Source organism: Methanosarcina subterranea (genome assembly GCF_055385895.1).
This window is the reverse complement of record NZ_AP042426.1, coordinates 3,191,528-3,207,347: the sequence shown is the minus strand read 5'-3', so window position 1 is coordinate 3,207,347 and position 15,820 is coordinate 3,191,528. Positions and strand designations below refer to the sequence as shown.

General features: G+C 41.0%; 13 protein-coding genes. 3 read left to right on the top strand and 10 right to left on the bottom strand.

The window, feature by feature from the left end; translation table 11 throughout:
• Positions 1–273 precede the first annotated feature (273 nt).
• The 4 genes from ACZ5A8_RS13955 to ACZ5A8_RS13940 all read right to left on the bottom strand — a co-directional run bounded on the left by ACZ5A8_RS13955 (position 274) and on the right by ACZ5A8_RS13940 (position 6,523).
• Positions 274–2,970 (bottom strand): COR domain-containing protein, encoded by a 2,697-nt coding sequence (locus tag ACZ5A8_RS13955; RefSeq protein WP_464529769.1) that lies wholly within the window; start codon positions 2,968–2,970, stop codon positions 274–276.
• Positions 2,971–3,214: 244 nt separating this feature from the next.
• Positions 3,215–4,033, bottom strand: a complete 819-nt coding sequence (locus tag ACZ5A8_RS13950; protein ID WP_464529768.1) for a hypothetical protein — start codon at positions 4,031–4,033, stop codon at positions 3,215–3,217.
• Positions 4,034–4,575: 542 nt separating this feature from the next.
• A complete protein-coding gene (locus ACZ5A8_RS13945; protein ID WP_464529767.1) occupies positions 4,576–4,962 on the bottom strand; it encodes an SET domain-containing protein in 387 nt (128 codons plus the stop codon).
• Between the two features lie 250 nt (positions 4,963–5,212).
• On the bottom strand, positions 5,213–6,523 hold the full coding sequence (locus ACZ5A8_RS13940; protein WP_464529765.1) for an APC family permease: 1,311 nt from the start codon (positions 6,521–6,523) through the stop codon (positions 5,213–5,215).
• Positions 6,524–7,083: 560 nt separating this feature from the next.
• Here ACZ5A8_RS13940 and ACZ5A8_RS13935 point away from each other — a divergent pair.
• The 3 genes from ACZ5A8_RS13935 to ACZ5A8_RS13925 all read left to right on the top strand — a co-directional run bounded on the left by ACZ5A8_RS13935 (position 7,084) and on the right by ACZ5A8_RS13925 (position 10,411).
• Entirely contained in the window at positions 7,084–8,199 is a 1,116-nt protein-coding gene (locus ACZ5A8_RS13935) for an RNA-guided endonuclease TnpB family protein (protein ID WP_464529764.1), read from the top strand.
• A 583-nt stretch (positions 8,200–8,782) separates the two neighbouring features.
• Positions 8,783–9,025, top strand: coding sequence for a hypothetical protein (locus ACZ5A8_RS13930; protein WP_464529763.1), 243 nt, complete (start codon positions 8,783–8,785; stop codon positions 9,023–9,025).
• Positions 9,026–9,643: 618 nt separating this feature from the next.
• Positions 9,644–10,411, top strand: a complete 768-nt coding sequence (locus ACZ5A8_RS13925; RefSeq protein ID WP_464529761.1) for a hypothetical protein — start codon at positions 9,644–9,646, stop codon at positions 10,409–10,411.
• Positions 10,412–10,520: 109 nt separating this feature from the next.
• Here the strand turns inward: ACZ5A8_RS13925 and ACZ5A8_RS13920 are convergent, their stop codons facing one another.
• From ACZ5A8_RS13920 to trpA, 6 genes are all read right to left on the bottom strand, one after another.
• A complete protein-coding gene (locus tag ACZ5A8_RS13920; protein ID WP_464529760.1) occupies positions 10,521–11,123 on the bottom strand; it encodes an aminodeoxychorismate/anthranilate synthase component II in 603 nt (200 codons plus the stop codon).
• Positions 11,120–11,242 carry a hypothetical protein gene (locus tag ACZ5A8_RS13915; protein WP_464529758.1) on the bottom strand — a complete coding sequence of 41 codons (123 nt, stop codon included), beginning with the start codon at positions 11,240–11,242 and terminating at the stop codon, positions 11,120–11,122. The genes ACZ5A8_RS13920 and ACZ5A8_RS13915 overlap by 4 nt, the downstream gene beginning before the upstream one ends.
• Positions 11,243–11,383: 141 nt before the next feature.
• Positions 11,384–13,159: an anthranilate synthase component I gene (gene trpE / locus ACZ5A8_RS13910; RefSeq protein ID WP_464529757.1), complete on the bottom strand. Its 1,776-nt coding sequence runs from the start codon at positions 13,157–13,159 to the stop codon at positions 11,384–11,386.
• Positions 13,146–13,850, bottom strand: a complete 705-nt coding sequence (locus tag ACZ5A8_RS13905; RefSeq protein ID WP_464529756.1) for a phosphoribosylanthranilate isomerase — start codon at positions 13,848–13,850, stop codon at positions 13,146–13,148. Before ACZ5A8_RS13905 ends, trpE begins: the two co-directional genes overlap by 14 nt.
• Positions 13,847–14,959, bottom strand: coding sequence for an anthranilate phosphoribosyltransferase (gene trpD / locus ACZ5A8_RS13900; RefSeq protein WP_464529754.1), 1,113 nt, complete (start codon positions 14,957–14,959; stop codon positions 13,847–13,849). The genes ACZ5A8_RS13905 and trpD overlap by 4 nt, the downstream gene beginning before the upstream one ends.
• Positions 14,960–14,989: 30 nt before the next feature.
• Positions 14,990–15,817, bottom strand: a complete 828-nt coding sequence (trpA, locus tag ACZ5A8_RS13895; protein ID WP_464534141.1) for a tryptophan synthase subunit alpha — start codon at positions 15,815–15,817, stop codon at positions 14,990–14,992.
• Between the last annotated feature and the right edge of the window lie 3 nt (positions 15,818–15,820).

Below are 15,820 nucleotides of genomic sequence, written 5' to 3'. Positions count from 1 at the left end.
ACTGTAAAGTGGTTGTAAAATGCAACTCATTTTACATTTCTTAGTAAAATTCAGTGAAATAGTTCAGAATTGATATCAATTTGTAAAGCATTGAGGGCAGGTAAAGACATTGACCTCATACAGAGTAGATATCCTGCGAATAAGGAACAACACACCCCAGAGATTACATATTAGTGATGCTGCATTTAGTCAATCTTTTCATGAAAAAATCACGCTTTTTGGAAAAAAGACAAAAATTCCAACTCTTTTTTACTTTCATTTACAGTCCTTTACTTAGTGTATTCCATGTAACGAAAGTATTCCTAGTAGAGGGGCAACTTTGTTAAAAGTTTCAACAATCTTTTGAGTAAGCTCTGTAGCTTTTTGAGTTCCTGCAATTATTTTATTATAGTCAGAATCAGAATCACCTAATTTAACGAGGAATCTACGTAACTTATTAAAAGGTTTCTTTAGTTTCTCTTTCTGACCATCTGCACTTAATTCATCTAAGCTATCCTGAATTTCATCCATTTCACTTTTAAGTTCAGGATTTAAATTCTTTATTTCCCTTCTTAAATTATCAAACTCTGTTTGAATCTGCGACAAATTTATCTCTAAACTGATATCAACATCTACTTTAACATCTGTTTTAACGTCCGTAAGTTGTTCTACTTCCGTTGTCTGTTTAGTATATGCTGTTGCTAAAACAGTCGGACTAAAAGTAGGGCTCAATATAACTGATAAACTTGGATTTCTTGAGCTTTCGTTATACTCTTTAACTCTATTTTGTACTTTATTATAACCATCTAATAATGACGAGACAGATACCTGTTTGCAACTCCAAAGGCATGGTATAGTTCCCAAGCCATTAATTTCAGCGTTTAGTAATTCATCGTAGGAGTATTTTTTAGGACAATCTTTTAAACAGTTACAAGGAATTTGTTTACTGACCTTTATCTTTTTCATAGAAGCATTTATTATATCAATTTCGTTACAGATTGCTCCAAGAGCTCCTCTTTGGTTGTCACCTTTTACTTTTACCTCTATTTCTCTCTCATCAGGCTTCATCCTAACAAGAGCACGTGAGTTTTGGAGATTCAATACGACTCCCTCTCTCCAGCAAAGGGGTAATCCATTTTCTTTATATTCTATATTCTGATGCATGCGCACTATAAATCGGGTAATTATACCAGCAGGCAAAAAATAATCATAAAAGTAATAGATGCGAAGGTTATTTGTCTCATTCCAAATAAAATTGGGTGCACTAACAGGTAAAAGCTCAGCAACTAGATAGCCGCTCCTATTTGGAAGTTCGTATGCGAGCTCAAACTTATTCATTAACTCCATGAGTTGAGGATGAATTTCAGATGGATACGCTTCTTTATCCCATATTTGTTCTAATTCGCAGTGTAATAATCTGCCCTCACGACGTAGAACAGATTTTGTAGACAAGATTTTATAAAATGCTCCTGTTGCCCACTCAGGTTTTAGTATCACTATGTTTTTTAGAGCAAGATTATCGCTATCTTGAAAGTGAAGCGTTACACCAAGATCATGCAAATACCCATCTAATGTCCTAATATTTTTGTCATCTAATCCTTCTGAAACACATAAATTATAAAAATCCTCATACTTGATCCAATTTTCTCTAAATCCTTCAAGCTTTTCCCGCACTTTATACCATGAATCTACCCACGGCGTTCTCATTAAAGGAATGTCCCAAGAAACTTTACGAATTTTTCCAATTAGTCCAGATATTCCCTCACCATCTTCACTATCAATTTTAAGGTGATATGCTATTTTAGTGAACTTACTTTTTAAATCTTCATAATTTAGATCGTCATCGCTTTCATTCATTTTACTCATTACAAGGATTATTGGACTATCACCTCCAAAAGTTTCAATAGTATGCAACCATTTGTAGATATTATCAGAGTCCTTTGTTCTTCGTGCATTCCATACGAGTAGATAAACTGAACGTTCTGTCAGGAAAAACTGATGAGTTGCATGATAAATTTCCTGTCCTCCGAAATCCCAGATATTCAGCTTGATTTCACTATTTTCGAAATCTTGAGAAGGAATTGTCCATTTTGATATGTTTATTCCTTCTGTGATCTTAGTGTCTTTCAAAAATTCATCATTAATTAATCTGTATGCAAGACATGTTTTACCAACTTCTCCTTCTCCAACCAATATTAACTTAGCTTCATTATTTTCGGTAGTTTTTGATTGATCAAGAAAAGTGAAAATGGCTTCTAAACCCCTTGAAACAATTTCTGGAGGAGGTATAATTAAGGGATTTTCGTCTAGGGATAATGTTGTAAGTTTGTTAAGTTTCCCAATTTCTGATGGAATTTCAGTCAGCTCATTCTCGAATAAAAGAAGTGCGGTAAGATTTTCAAGTTTTCCAATTTCTGCAGGCAGGTGAGTCAGCTTGTTATAAGATACGTCAAGTGTTGTAAGTTTGTTAAGTTTCCCGATTTCAGTTGGAATTTCAGTCAGTTCATTCTTATATAAATGAAATGCGGTAAGATTTTCAAGGTTTCCAATTTCTACGGGTAGCTGAGTTAAATCATTTTCTTGTAAGTAAAGATTTTTAAGATTTTTTAGATTTCCGATTTCTGTGGGAAGGCGAGTCAGCGAATTATTAAATAAGATAAGTGTTTCAAGATTTTTAAGATTCCCTATTTCTGGTGGTAACTGTGTCAATTGATTTCTGGATAAATTAAGTATTTTAACGCTCTTAAGATCTCCAATCTCTGGTGGTAGTTGAGTCAGCTTGTTCCGGGATAAATCTAGTGATGTAAGGTTTTTAAGTTTCAATATTTCAGATGGAAATTCAGTCAGCTCATTTCTATCCAAGTCTAGTGATGTAAGATTTTCAAATTCTATGATTTCAGATGGCAATTCAGCCAGATGATTACCCTCTAGGCAAATAGCAAGATGATCTTCAAAATCGAATTCAATAATTTTCATCTTTTCTCTTGTCATTATCTTCTCAACTACAATTAATTCTTAAGAGGTTTCCAATTCCGTTATACAGTTCCATACTGTTACTCTAAAAGCTTTTTCTTTTTATTCAAATTTTATCTAATATATAAAAACTGAATAAACTTGGCTGATTTGTAATAACATGGCAAAATGAAAATATTGACGTTTTTTTCGGTACATTCAGACTATATTTTCACATTTAGCCCGAATTTTACGCCTGACTGCGAGAAGGAAATTGCTGCAGTCAGATAACTCTGGACACAAGAGTATAAACAAAAGCACTTAAAACCAGCCTGATTGAAGAGAACACAACCGAAACCATTGAAAATGCCAGAAGGTAAACATTTAAGGTAAGGATTCCGGAAAAAAAGCTGGAAAAATCGGCATTGAGAATAAGGGCAATCACATTTACCAGCAAAATAAAAGTGAATATTGTCACCAGGCCTCTTCCTGCTCCTTTAAGATCTTCTTTACTCAGGGCTATGTGGGAAGAGATAGCGATTGCAAAAGCAAAATAGATCCAAAAAATGGGGGAAGCCAGGTTTTCTGCCGAAAAAATGCTTTCAAAAAGCTGGACTGTGAGTGAGAAGATTTTCATTAACATATAGGGTTCAGGCTGACCGGAGCCAAGGGTCAGATAATTTGAAAAAGTAGAAAAGGAATCTGGCAGGAAAATATACATCCCCGTGATCAGGGCTGCCGTTCCACTGAATATGGGACCCATACCTATGAAAAAGTTCCCTATATTCTGATAGAGGCTTTTTGGATTCCAGCTGTGGTTGACATACCCAAGGACTCCGTCCCGGGCTCTCAGGTCAAAGAGCTTAAACTCATTTATTTTATGCCTGAAAAGATAGCACATCAGCAGGTGGCCAAGTTCATGGATTGGGGTGCCTATCCAGGCTGTAAGCATAATTCCTTTCCTGCCGAAAGCACTCTGGATGTAAAAATTGGATCTTTTTTCAATAATGCCCAGGATCATGCCTATAAGGATAAGAGAGCCTGTGACGCAGAGGGTTTCGAACAGGCTTAATCGAAAAATATTGAGAAGTATATCTTCCATTTTTTAACCCCTAAAACAAAAAATTTAGAATTCACAGTCTTTTTAGCCTTTCATATCTGAACAGTCTCTACAATTATAAGCTTTACTTACAAGGTTATTTCATGGATTTCTCCCTAGATTTGGTAATCAAGGTAAGTGGAAAATGTGAAAGATTGGGTTTAGCAGGACAACAATCTAAAAATTCATATAATTTAGTAAAGTGCATTGGTTAAAGAAGAAATCATTAGATAATTTATGATGGAGCTCATCCCAAAACCGATTTTATTTTCATATCAACAAGAATTTCAGGATTATTTTCCTAATCAGAAGATCGATTGATTATTCCAGATTCGAGATTTAGGGACTTAATCCGGAGTTTTGGGATCAGCTCATGTATAACTTTAATCATCTTTTACCCATTGATTTTCATTGAAATGCGGGAGAACAATAAGGGAGAGTAGTTAAATATCCTCTTTTGATGCAGTTAAAAAAGAAAATTAAAAAGAAAAAATTAAACTTAACGAACAAAGTGAAAACTTATATACTTTATTTAAACCAAAAAATCAGTTCTGGCTTGTAACATCAAACCAGACAGGGGTTTTGTCTTCAGGGTCACAGTTATAGTTTATGGTGATTTCCTCATTTTTCCGGATATCTTTTATACAAATATATTTCAAAAGGTTGTTGTTGAAGTCTTTCTGGTATTTTGCATTTGGGGCATACGAGTGGTTATAAAGAGACCCATAGCCCAGAGCAATCGCGGCTTCTCTTGAATCAGTTCCCCATGCGAAATAGTAATTATAAAGCTGGGTAAGCTCAAGAGTATTTACTTCTTCAGGAGGAAGAACGATAACGGGGCAGGTTTCTATTACTTCATCTTTTTTAAGATTTCTCTGTGCAAATACGCCTCTACCTTTGCCAGGTGCGTCTTTAACACTTACCAATGACATTTGATCAGGCTCCTGTATTTTTATAAATTGCCTGTTAACTATTGCATTATTTTGAGAAGGCAAGTAATTTAAAAGTTTCTGTCCAAAAACTTTTATTGGGAAATCTATGGAATTTTTACGAGGAATATATGAAATTTTTACGTGGATTCCACAAATTTCACAGATTTTTCAGGTGTCCAGGAAAATTTTGCCCCGAAGCCTGAAAAGAGACTCTGAATGCTGTTCCTCGATTTCTGGTAAGGCAGGAAAGCTACTGTGCGTCTTCACGAACCTTAAGTTCCTTCTTTCTGGACGCGATACTTTTATCTGCACTCTTTCTCCCGAGAAATCTGTAATACCCAAACCCTATGAGAAAGACAGGATAAACGATTTTCCAGGTAAAGCCTGAGACCAGAAAGCTCAGAGACAGGAGCGCAAGAGCTGAGAAAACCCATTTCTGCCAGCCGGTTTCTGTTTTCCAGTAGGCGAGAATGATGAAGGCATAGAGGAAAACAAAGTTCTGGTTTACGAGCAGGATCATGGATGATACCGGGATTTCGAAAAAGTAGCTTCCGAGAATAAGGAAAATTGACAGGATGTATAGCCCTACCAGGCTGGAGACAGGGATATTCCTCTTTGAAAGCTTTCCAAAAACACCAGGGAAAGCACCTGTCCTGCCTCCGGCAAAAAGCAGGCGGCTTGCAGTAAAGTTCCACGAACAGGCGTTTGCCGCAATAACTATTATCGTGAGCCATATGAGGAGACTTCCCCCGGGCGTAAAAAGGACAAGGCCGGAAAGTCCGGCAGCTCCTTGAAGAGGGACACCTGCTGCACTCGCTCCTGTGGTAATAAGGGCAAGGAGGATATAGATAGATGTTACCAGGGCAAAACTCAGCCAGTAAAGCAAAGGCACGTTTTTCTCAGGTTCTTTAATTTCTCCGAGGGAAAAAGACAGGTTCTCCCAGCCCAGAAACGCCCAGAAAAGAAGGGCTGCGACTTTCCAGACATTGTTCAGGTCTACGTTTCCACTGCCTCTAAGAGCTTCACCGGCAACCTCTAGCCCTGACCCGAAGAAATAAAGGTTGAAGGCGATAAGCAGTCCTGTAAGCAGAAAGAGCACAGCCAGAGCTGCATAGTTAATCATGGAAATAGCTCTCATTCCTGCAAGGTTTGAGATAAGCATTAAGGTTACAAGAAGGGCTGCAAAAAGAGCTGCACCTAATTCGGACAGACTGAAAAGCTGCCTCATGTATTCGCTTCCAATAAGAGCAACGGCAGGAAGCCCGAAAAAGAAAGAACCGCCTACAAGATATGAAACTGCATACCCTCCCCAGGGACCTACGGCCTCTTCAGCATAACCTGCAAGCCCTGCAGTTGAAGGAAATTTCAGGCCAAGGCGGGCGCAGATCTGGATAAGAGGAATTGCGATAAGAGCGATGAGGAACCAGCCAAGAACTGCCTCATGAACGCTTCCGGCATCAAGTGCCAGGCCCGGCAGCGCCAGAATCCCTGTCCCTACAAGCATACAGATTGCAAGTCCCAAACCTGTCCGCAGAGTAATTGTTTTTTCTAATTTTCTCATTTTTCCTCTATAGATAGCTCCACTAAATTCATCCGTAAATATATTTTGCACTATTTATAAATTTGCCAGTAAAGGATAAGTCTAAAGAATAAGGTATAGGCTAAGGACTAAAGGATAAGGCTAAAAGTCTTAAGCAAGTCTAAATTTACAGATTATGATTTAAAGGTTCGGGTTTATAGATCTGAATAAGTGGTATTGCAGCCAGACTAATCAGAAGTCAGCCGAAAACCATTTCCTGCGCCTTTCCTGCATCCGCTACCAACCCTGGCAAGCCCATCAGTCCTGAGCCTATAACCATCAGGATAGCCAGAAAAATTCCACGCCCGAGAGTAACTGTTTTTCAAGCTCGGTCATAGTTTTTATCTCGTACGGCGAGAAGACCCCCTCCTCAGGAGATCCGGTTTACCGGATCGAACAGGTGGGGGATGGAAGCCATCGACTTCCCGACATTCTACTGATAGTAAATCTGTTAATCTTAACATAGTTTCAAAACATATATAATGCTAATGAAACGAGGAAACCGATACAGGATTTACCCTAACAAAGAACAAAAAGTTCTTATGGAAAAACACTTCGGTAGTGCTCGGTTCGTCTATAACAAACTTCTAAATATTAAATCTACATTATATAGAAAGTGTAGAATAAGTATTTCTGAATTTGATCTTAATAATCACTTGTTAGTTCTAAAAGAAATATATCCCTGGCTAAAAGAGATTAACGCCGGGGCACTTCAGCAAGCAAACCGAAATCTAAATAAAGTTTTCACAAACTTTTTCAATTTCGGATTCGGTTATCCTCAAAGAAAAAGCAAAAAGGATCACCATTTTTCCTTCCAGCTTCCACAACACTATGATCTTAATGTAGAAAAGTTAGAAATTAAGTTGCCTAAATTCGGCTGGATAAAAGTTAAGATGCACAGAGACATTTTTCAAGGAAAGATGAAAACATTAACAGTATCGAGAACTCCTACTGGAAAATACTATATAAGCGTCTTAACGGATGATGGAATAGAACTACCAGAACCCGAACCTTTTTCTCATGCTACTCTCATCGGAGTAGACGTAGGACTCAAAACATTTGCTGCACTATCAACAGGAGAGAAAATTGATAATCCTAAATTCCTGAAGAATTCTCTTGAAAGGCTGAATTGTTTGCAGAGGAGAGTTTCGGGAAAAGTAATCGGCTCTAAAAACAGAAGAAAGGCAGTACATAAGCTTGCAAAACTGCACGAACTAATCTCAACTCAAAGACATGACTTCCAACACAATGTTTCAAAAAAGCTTATAAGCAACAACCAAGCAATAGCTGTTGAGACATTGAATATCAAGGGAATGATGAAAAACCACAATCGTGCTCAATCAACCGGAGATGCAGGTTGGTATAGTTTTGTCCTGAAATTACAGTATAAAGCAGAATGGTTAGGAAAAACTATATTGAAGATAGGACAATGGGAACCTTCATCAAAGACCTGTAACGTTTGTGGATACAAATATCAAGATCTAACTGAAGAAATAAGAGAGTGGCAGTGTCCCGATTGCGGAACTAACCACGATAGAGACATTAATGCCGCTATTAACATCAAAAAATTTGCACTCCTGGGACAAGAGGTAGAGCCTGTGGACTCGCAGAGGTTGCTCTGGAGAATGAAGCAGGAAGCAACTCCCTCAAAAGCTTGAGCCATTAGGCCAGAGCTTTAGGGAGGGGTAGTTCACCCATTTAATTTCAACAGGTCAAGAGCCATCAATAGATAAGAGTAAAGGTAAAAAGGTAGAAAAAAACTTTTAGCCCTATAACCTTTGCGTTTTTTATACTGCAAGTATTCTATTCGAAGCCTGAAAAAAGAAGATATGTCGAATAGACCTGAAGATTTCAACTTCAAAATGAATTTCAATTAATAATTCTAGGAGCGCCTCCACCAGCTCTTCTGGCGGCTCTTCCCGTAAAAAACGAAGTAGTAGAAATAAAAAGACTTGAAAAAGATTGGAAAAGCGATCTCCAAGTAGATGATTTTTTGTCCTAATTCTTACTTTTTCATTTTGCCTTTACTTTCTGGTTTTTATTCATTCTCCTTAGCCATTTTTACTTTCTAGCATTTCTTTTTTTCCCTTTTTCGCGAGAAGACCACTCTCCTTCTTCTAACATGAAAAAACGGCATAATACAAAGAATAACGTTGCAAGGGTCAGAAATAATTTAATTATGTCACTTTAAGTAAATCTCACTACCATAACCCATAAAGTAGTCCTCTTGAGCGAAACGAAGTGGAGCGAAAAGGACGCGTACTCCCGAGGCGCAATTCGGGCGAGGCGCAATTCGGGCGAGGCGCAATTCGGGCGAGGCGCAATTCGGACGAGGCACAATTCGGGCGAGGCACAATTCGGGCGAGGCACAATTCGGGCGAGGCACAATTCGGGAGATTCAGGATTTTAGAGTTTATAGTCGGGAACTGTTTTCGTTTTACTCAAAAACATCAGCCAGGTGATTGCAGGCGACTAATTGATTAATTGAGGTTTTGCCAAAATTGACAATAATGCTTTAAATGCACAAAAATGGCCTAAAGTTGCTTATTTGATCAAAAAATTACGTTTAGTGCCTTTAAAATAGCACCGTTAAATGCTGCTGAATACGGAATCCAGTAATGAGAACCTAATTAATGTTATATATGCTTAAAAAATTAGCATTTAATATAATCTTTTTCTACAAATCGCATAAAATTATAAATATTAATTATGTGTTGAAAATTCAAATCGGGCTTTTTTCTCTATTATATGATTAGAAATCTCTCTAATTAAAATTACTGACATAATATTACATTAAATTGATTTTAAACCGCCTTAAACAAATTTTTTTACAAAATAGATGTTATAATCAAATATTATTGAAAAATAAGGAATTTTATGGAAAATGGTAAAACCTCAATTACTTAAAAAGCCTTTTACTTAACTTTATGAGTGTATATATCTCTTTTAAAAATAAAAGCTTGAAATTCTTAAACAGAAGCTTGAAACTCTCTATGAATTTACAAAAATATAGGAAGACTAATATCGGAGTATTCCTATATAAATAGTTTAATTCTTAAAACTGGTATTTATTACAGAATTTGACTGGAAAGGGGTTTAAATATGTTCTCATTGAATGAACAAAAAGCTATTGAACTTGGAGAATCTGGAGAAAAAGCGGTAAGGGAACAAAACGAATATGATGCGCTCCAGTATATTGAGTATCTTCGAGAATTCAGCGAAGAGCTTATCGAGGCAAACCTTGAGACCGATTTGAAAAGGGCTATAATTTCACTCCGAAATATAGGCAATAAAGCCGTCCAGAAAAGAAATGATACCATTGCAGCTAACTCATTACAGGTTATTAAAAGCCTTGTAGAGCCTGCACTTGAGAAAAATTTCCCAAACGCCATGTGGTCTTTTTCAAAAGCTGTGCAGGAGTTAGGGAAAGGGGCAGTGCAGTTTAAGATGCTCGAGCCTGCCAAAGATGCAGTGGGCGCACTTGAGACTATAGGGTCAGGAGCCGTTGCAAAGAGAATGGAAGTTGTAACTCTCTGGACTACAATGGCACTTGAAGAGATGAGCTACCTGGCAGACAGGCAGCAACTCGAAGAACTCAGCAATATGGCAAAAACTGCAAGAGAAAGAATAATAAAAGTCTCGGAAGAAGGGGAATTCGTTACAAGGGAACAGATCGAAAAGTATCCTCAGCTTATTGCCCAGACCGTAGGTGAGTTCGCAGAACTTCAGAACCTTCAACCCGCAGGTTACGCAGGCAGACCCAATGAGGAGTTTACGGAAGACGAATTCTTCGAAGAAGAAGCCGAGGAAGAAGAAAGTGAAGGCGAGGAAAGAAAACCTGAAGCCGGAGCTTCTGGAAAAGAAAAATAATAATCGCCAGTAAGTTAGCAGGCTTTATTTATAGTTATCAATTATAAATAAAAGCAGATAAATAAAGGTAAATGAATACAGGTTAGGCAGAAAAAAGTTCACGGCTGTTTTAAACAGCCGGCTGTCTTTTTTTAAAATTCCTCGAAATTTCCAGGAATTGTTCTATTATTTTTAGCCCTTCGGGAGTAAGCACGGACTCAGGGTGGAATTGCAAGCCATAGATAGGATACTCTGCGTGTTCGACTGCCATAATGGTTCCATCTTCTGCCCGTGCAGTAACCTTTATTCCGGGAGCCGGCTCTCCAATCTCAAGTGAGTGGTAGCGGCCTGCCTCAAACTGTTCTCTAAGTGTTGTAAAGAGTACTGATTCCGTGTGCAAGATCCTTGAACTTTTCCCATGTACGGGTCCCACTTTACTTCTCCTTACAGGCCCGCCGAAAGCTACGTTGATTGCCTGGTGCCCGAGGCAGACTCCCAGAAGAGGAATTTCCCTGCCCATTTCCCTGATGATCTCCAGACAGTTTCCTATATCCTTCGGGTCAGAGGGATTTCCGGGTCCCGGGGAGATTACCAGCGCATCAGGCTTTATTTCCCTTAACTCTTCCAGGGTAACCGTGTTGGGAAGGACCAGGGTATCTTTTTCAAAATATGAGATATAATCCACGAGGTTCCATACGAAAGAATCCTTATTGTTTATGAAAACGATTTTCACCTGAAAAACCCTCCAAAAGCCTTTTCTTCTGGATTTTCCCCTTTACTCATTTTTTCGAATAGAATACTCTTCTCCAGAGCCATTTTTCCTGAATTATTTGTATTTAAATCTCTTTCCATAAGTCTCATCCTGGTAACTTTTTCAATTCTTTCCTTCCATTCCTGCGCCTGATCCCCATTTCTCGACTCCTCAACTGTATTTCTTAACCCTGTCTAACCCTGTCTAACCCGGTTTAACCCGGTCTTAACCGGAGTTTCAACTCAGAGTTCTCCGCCAATAGCCGCAAGCATTGCTGCCATTTTCCTTTCCGTTTCCCTGAACTCATACGCAGGATCGGAGTCCGCAACAATCCCTGCTCCTGCCTGTACCGAAGCCTTTTTTCCCTGTATAAGCAGAGTCCTTATCACAATTGCAAAATCAGCATCCCCGTTCCAGCTGTAATACCCTACCCCGCCGCCGTAGATCCCTCTTGGAGCTGTTTCAAGTTCGGAAATAATTTCCATTGCCCGGATTTTAGGAGCCCCTGATAGGGTTCCAGCAGGAAAAACTGCCCTGAAGGCATCGAACTGGTCGCACTCGGGCCTGAGGTTTCCCGAAACCGTGCTTTCTATGTGCTGGACATGAGAATATTTCAGGACTTTCATAAACCCGGAGACCTTTACCGAGCCGCTTTCGGAAACCATGCGGACATCGTTTCGCCCAAGGTCAACAAGCATTACATGTTCTGCCCTTTCCTTTTCGTCATTAAGCATGTGTGAAGCCAGGGCTTCGTCTTCAGCTTCGGACTTCCCTCTCGGACAGGTGCCTGCGATGGGATTTATTATGACAGTGCGTTTATGTACTGTTAGAAGTGTTTCAGGGCTCGCCCCTACAATTGCAAGGTCTCCAAACTCGAAGATATACATGTAAGGGCTCGGGTTTATTTCCCGGAGCTGCATATAAAGCTCGAAAGGGGACTGTTCCAGATTGAATTCGCATTTCCTGGAAAGGACAGCCTGGAAAATATCCCCTGCGAAAATATGTTCTTTCGCCTGGAGCACGGAAGCTTCAAATTCCGACCTGTCAGCGCTGCAGACCTGTACAGGTGAAGATGGCGCTATTAACGGGCTCGAAACTACTGCATTTGAAGCGGCTGTTTCCCTTACGACTGTTTCCCTTATCACTCCTTTTGCTTCAACTCCTTTTACTTCAACTCCCTTTGCTGCGTCTTCAGGCAGGGAAACTTCCTTAATTGTGGAATAAAGCTTATCTGCCTCTGAAAGAGTCTCTTCATATACTCTTTCTGCATCCGAGCACGGGCTTACGAAAGGAGTGATCACTATATACACTTCTTCAGTCAGGTGATCGAAAATAAAACTTTTCGAGACAAGGATGTACTGGAGTTCGGGAATCCCGGACTCAAAGCCCTTTTCAGCCCCGAGCCAGCTGTCGTAGATCGCATCATAAGCTGTGTAACCAATAGCCCCTCCCAGGAAGGTCTGCCTTTCAAAGCGCTTTGTATTGAGGAATTCAATCCCGTTTGTCGGAGGAAAAGCCAGGCGAAGGGCGTCAAAAGAATCTTTTCCGCGTGGAATTGCAATCGTGAACTTTCCAGGAGGCTGCGTTTCTTTTTGCTTTCCTCTGCGTTCTATCTTTCCGGTTTCATCTCCATTCTTCTCTACGTTTTTTTCTCCGGTTTTCTCTTCAGTTTCAGCTCCGCAGACTTCCTCTGCTTTTGCGACAATTTCTTTGAAGAAAGCACAGGCTTTCGGGTTCAGGAGCTCAAGGGAGAGTTTTCTGTTACTTATCGTCAGCAGGGCATCAGGGTCGTTTCCAACAAAAGAATACCTTGCCTTATTTGCCTGTTTTTCCACGGATTCAAGCAGGTAGGAGTAACCTGCAGTTCCTGAACCTCTTAAAGCCCGATAAAGCTCGAGAGGAGAGCAGACGGTATAGCATCCAAAATCAACCTTTGCAAGGAGCTGGACGAGCCCGGGTTTTTTGAGCCCTGAGACAAGCTCCTTAAACTCTTCTTTTCCAAGGTCAAAGGAAAGCATTGGCACACCTCACTTCTTCAATAAAATTCTTGATTTTCACAGCGTCTTTTTTTCCGCAGGTCTCTACCCCTGAAGCCGTATCCACAGCATAGGGAGAAACAACCCTGATAGCTTCCTGCACGTTTTCGGGTTTGAGCCCGCCGGCAAGGATAAGGGGAAGGCTGGTCTCTTCTGCAATTTTCCGGCTCAGGTCCCAGTCGTGTACACAGCCTGTACCGCCTATTTTTCCGGCAACCCCTGAGTCCAGGAGCACGCTGTCAACAGCTCCGCTTTCTTCCATCTCGCGGACCTCCTCAAGAAGCCTTTTTACAAGGTTCTGGAGTCTGAAAGCTCCTCGCCCGGCAGGCACAGAAAGGGTTTTTATTACAGGTATGTCTGCTTTTTCCCTTATGATTTCAAGTTCTAGAAGGGGCAGGTCGGAGTGGATTTGCACTATGTCCGGTCTTACTTTATCGATAAGTTCCAGGGCACAGGTGGAGTTTTCAGGCATTATGACCATTACTGAATCAAGGTATTTCGGGACTTTTAAAACAAGGGCGGATGCGACGTCCGAATCAAGCTTTCTCGGGCTTTCCACAGGGACTTCGGTTATAAATCCTAGCGCGTCGGCTCCATAGAGAGCTGCAAGTTCAATATCTTCAGGGCTGCGGATCCCGCAGATTTTGATCCTGGTTTTTGATCCTGTTTTCATGCCCTCTCCCCGGAAGCTGGGCTTAACATGGAAATTCGGGACGGAGATAAAGTTGTTTTTCCAGGAGAAGAGCCCTTTTGTTTATCCTTTTCGTAAAGTTCTCTGGTAAAAGTCCGGAACTGGTTAAACTTGACCATGACTTTTCCGCTGTCAATAGCGTCTTCGGCAATGGGGATAGCCTGTCGGATTGAGCTCACTATCCCGCTTACGTAAAGAGCTGCAGCTGCATTCAGGATTATGAGGTCCCTTTTAGGTCCTTTCTGGCCCTTGAAGATGCACAGAAGGTCTCGCGCATTTTCTTTCGGAGTACCTCCTTTGATGTCTTCCGGATTTGCCCGTAGCATGCCAAGGGACTCGGGGGTCAACGTGTAAGTCGAAACTTTCCCATTCTTTAATTCCGCAACATAGGTTTCACCCGTATTTGTGATCTCATCCATCCCGTCCCCATGCACTACCAGGGCATGCTCTGTCCCCAGTTCGGCAAGGGCATAAGCTATAGGCTTACAGAGACTTTTATCAAAAACTCCAACAACCTGCCCTTTTGCTCCTGCAGGGTTTGTCAGGGGTCCAAGGATATTAAAGACTGTCCTTACCCCGAGCTTTTTCCTTACCCCGGCAACCCGCTTCATTGCAGGGTGGAAGACCGGGGCAAACATGAAACCTATACCTATCTTTTCTATTGTCTTTCTAACCTGTTCCGGGGGGAGGTCCACTTTAATCCCGAGAGCTTCAAGCACGTCAGAACTTCCTGACATTGAGGTAGCTGCCCTGTTTCCGTGTTTGGCTACCGGGACCCCGGCTGCTGCAGTCACAATTGCAGCTGCTGTTGAGACATTGATGGTGTTAAGCCCGTCTCCTCCTGTCCCACAGGTATCTACAAGCCTGAAAGGCGTCCCTGGCCTGATAATATTGGCAACTTTCTTCATACCGCGTACGAAACCTGCAATTTCTTCGGGCTTTTCCCCTTTTGCCTTCAGGGCAAGTAAAAAAGCCCCTATTTCCTCATCTCTGGCCGTGCTCAGGAGCTTTCCTACTGCGGTTTCGGCTTCTTCTGAACTCAGGTCATGACCTTTTTCCAGTTTTTTGATATATGCCTTCATTTCCTGCATCTTTTCCTGCCTCCTTTGCAATTCCCTGGTTCAATTTGCTTCAAGTATGCCGGATTTGAGTTCCCTTGAAAGGGCTTCCAGCCTTTCGTTTACGTCTTTTCCTTCTTCAATAATCTTTACAAAAGCCGAGCCGACAATCACAGCGTCTGCACCAGCCTTCCTAACCTCTGCAGCCTGTCTTCCTGTTGAAATTCCAAAGCCTACAGCTTTCGGAATTTCAGTTTCTACCCTGGAAAGCAGTTCTTTTGTGGAACCTGCAACATTATCTCTAGCCCCCGTAACCCCGAGCCTTGATACCAGGTAGATGAAGCCCGATCCCCTCTGAAGGATCTTCCTGATCCTTGCATCGGTTGTTGTGGGTGCGACCAGAAAGATCAGGTCAAGCCCGTGTTTCTCACAACTGTGTTTAAGGTCAGCTGCTTCTTCTACCGGGATATCGGGTATGATCAGTCCGCTGATTCCGGCTTCTGCGGCATGTTCTACGAATTTTTCCACTCCGTACCTGAATACAGGGTTGTAATAAGTCATGCAAACAAGAGGGACTTCAACCTCAAGATCCCTGACAAGTTCGAAGTAACGTTCAGTATCCATGCCTGCTGCAAGCGCTCTCTGTCCTGCTGCCTGGATAGTTGGCCCGTCAGCCACAGGGTCAGAGAACGGGAAACCAAGTTCGATTATATCTGCTCCCCCGTTTGCCAGGGCTCTTACAATCCCGCAGGTTGCCTCTGCTGAAGGGTCTCCTGCCATTACGTAGCTGATAAGGGCTCCTTCTTTCTTCTCCCTGAGTTCGCTGAATTTTTCCGAGATTTTTTGCCTTCTAATTTCGGCTCTTAATTCGGCTCTTGTTTCGGTTTTCATTTC

Excerpts from the sequence above, each read along its gene's own strand:
- ACZ5A8_RS13955 (WP_464529769.1), bottom strand. The coding sequence starts at position 2,970 with ATGACAAGAGAAAAGATGAAAATTATTGAATTCGATTTTGAAGATCAT.
- ACZ5A8_RS13950 (WP_464529768.1), bottom strand. The coding sequence starts at position 4,033 with ATGGAAGATATACTTCTCAATATTTTTCGATTAAGCCTGTTCGAAACC.
- ACZ5A8_RS13945 (WP_464529767.1), bottom strand. The coding sequence starts at position 4,962 with ATGTCATTGGTAAGTGTTAAAGACGCACCTGGCAAAGGTAGAGGCGTA.
- ACZ5A8_RS13940 (WP_464529765.1), bottom strand. The coding sequence starts at position 6,523 with ATGAGAAAATTAGAAAAAACAATTACTCTGCGGACAGGTTTGGGACTT.
- ACZ5A8_RS13935 (WP_464529764.1), top strand. The coding sequence starts at position 7,084 with ATGGAAAAACACTTCGGTAGTGCTCGGTTCGTCTATAACAAACTTCTA.
- ACZ5A8_RS13925 (WP_464529761.1), top strand. The coding sequence starts at position 9,644 with ATGTTCTCATTGAATGAACAAAAAGCTATTGAACTTGGAGAATCTGGA.
- ACZ5A8_RS13915 (WP_464529758.1), bottom strand. The coding sequence starts at position 11,242 with ATGGAAAGAGATTTAAATACAAATAATTCAGGAAAAATGGCTCTGGAG.
- trpE (WP_464529757.1), bottom strand. The coding sequence starts at position 13,159 with ATGCTTTCCTTTGACCTTGGAAAAGAAGAGTTTAAGGAGCTTGTCTCA.
- ACZ5A8_RS13905 (WP_464529756.1), bottom strand. The coding sequence starts at position 13,850 with ATGAAAACAGGATCAAAAACCAGGATCAAAATCTGCGGGATCCGCAGC.
- trpD (WP_464529754.1), bottom strand. The coding sequence starts at position 14,959 with ATGCAGGAAATGAAGGCATATATCAAAAAACTGGAAAAAGGTCATGAC.
- trpA (WP_464534141.1), bottom strand. The coding sequence starts at position 15,817 with ATGAAAACCGAAACAAGAGCCGAATTAAGAGCCGAAATTAGAAGGCAA.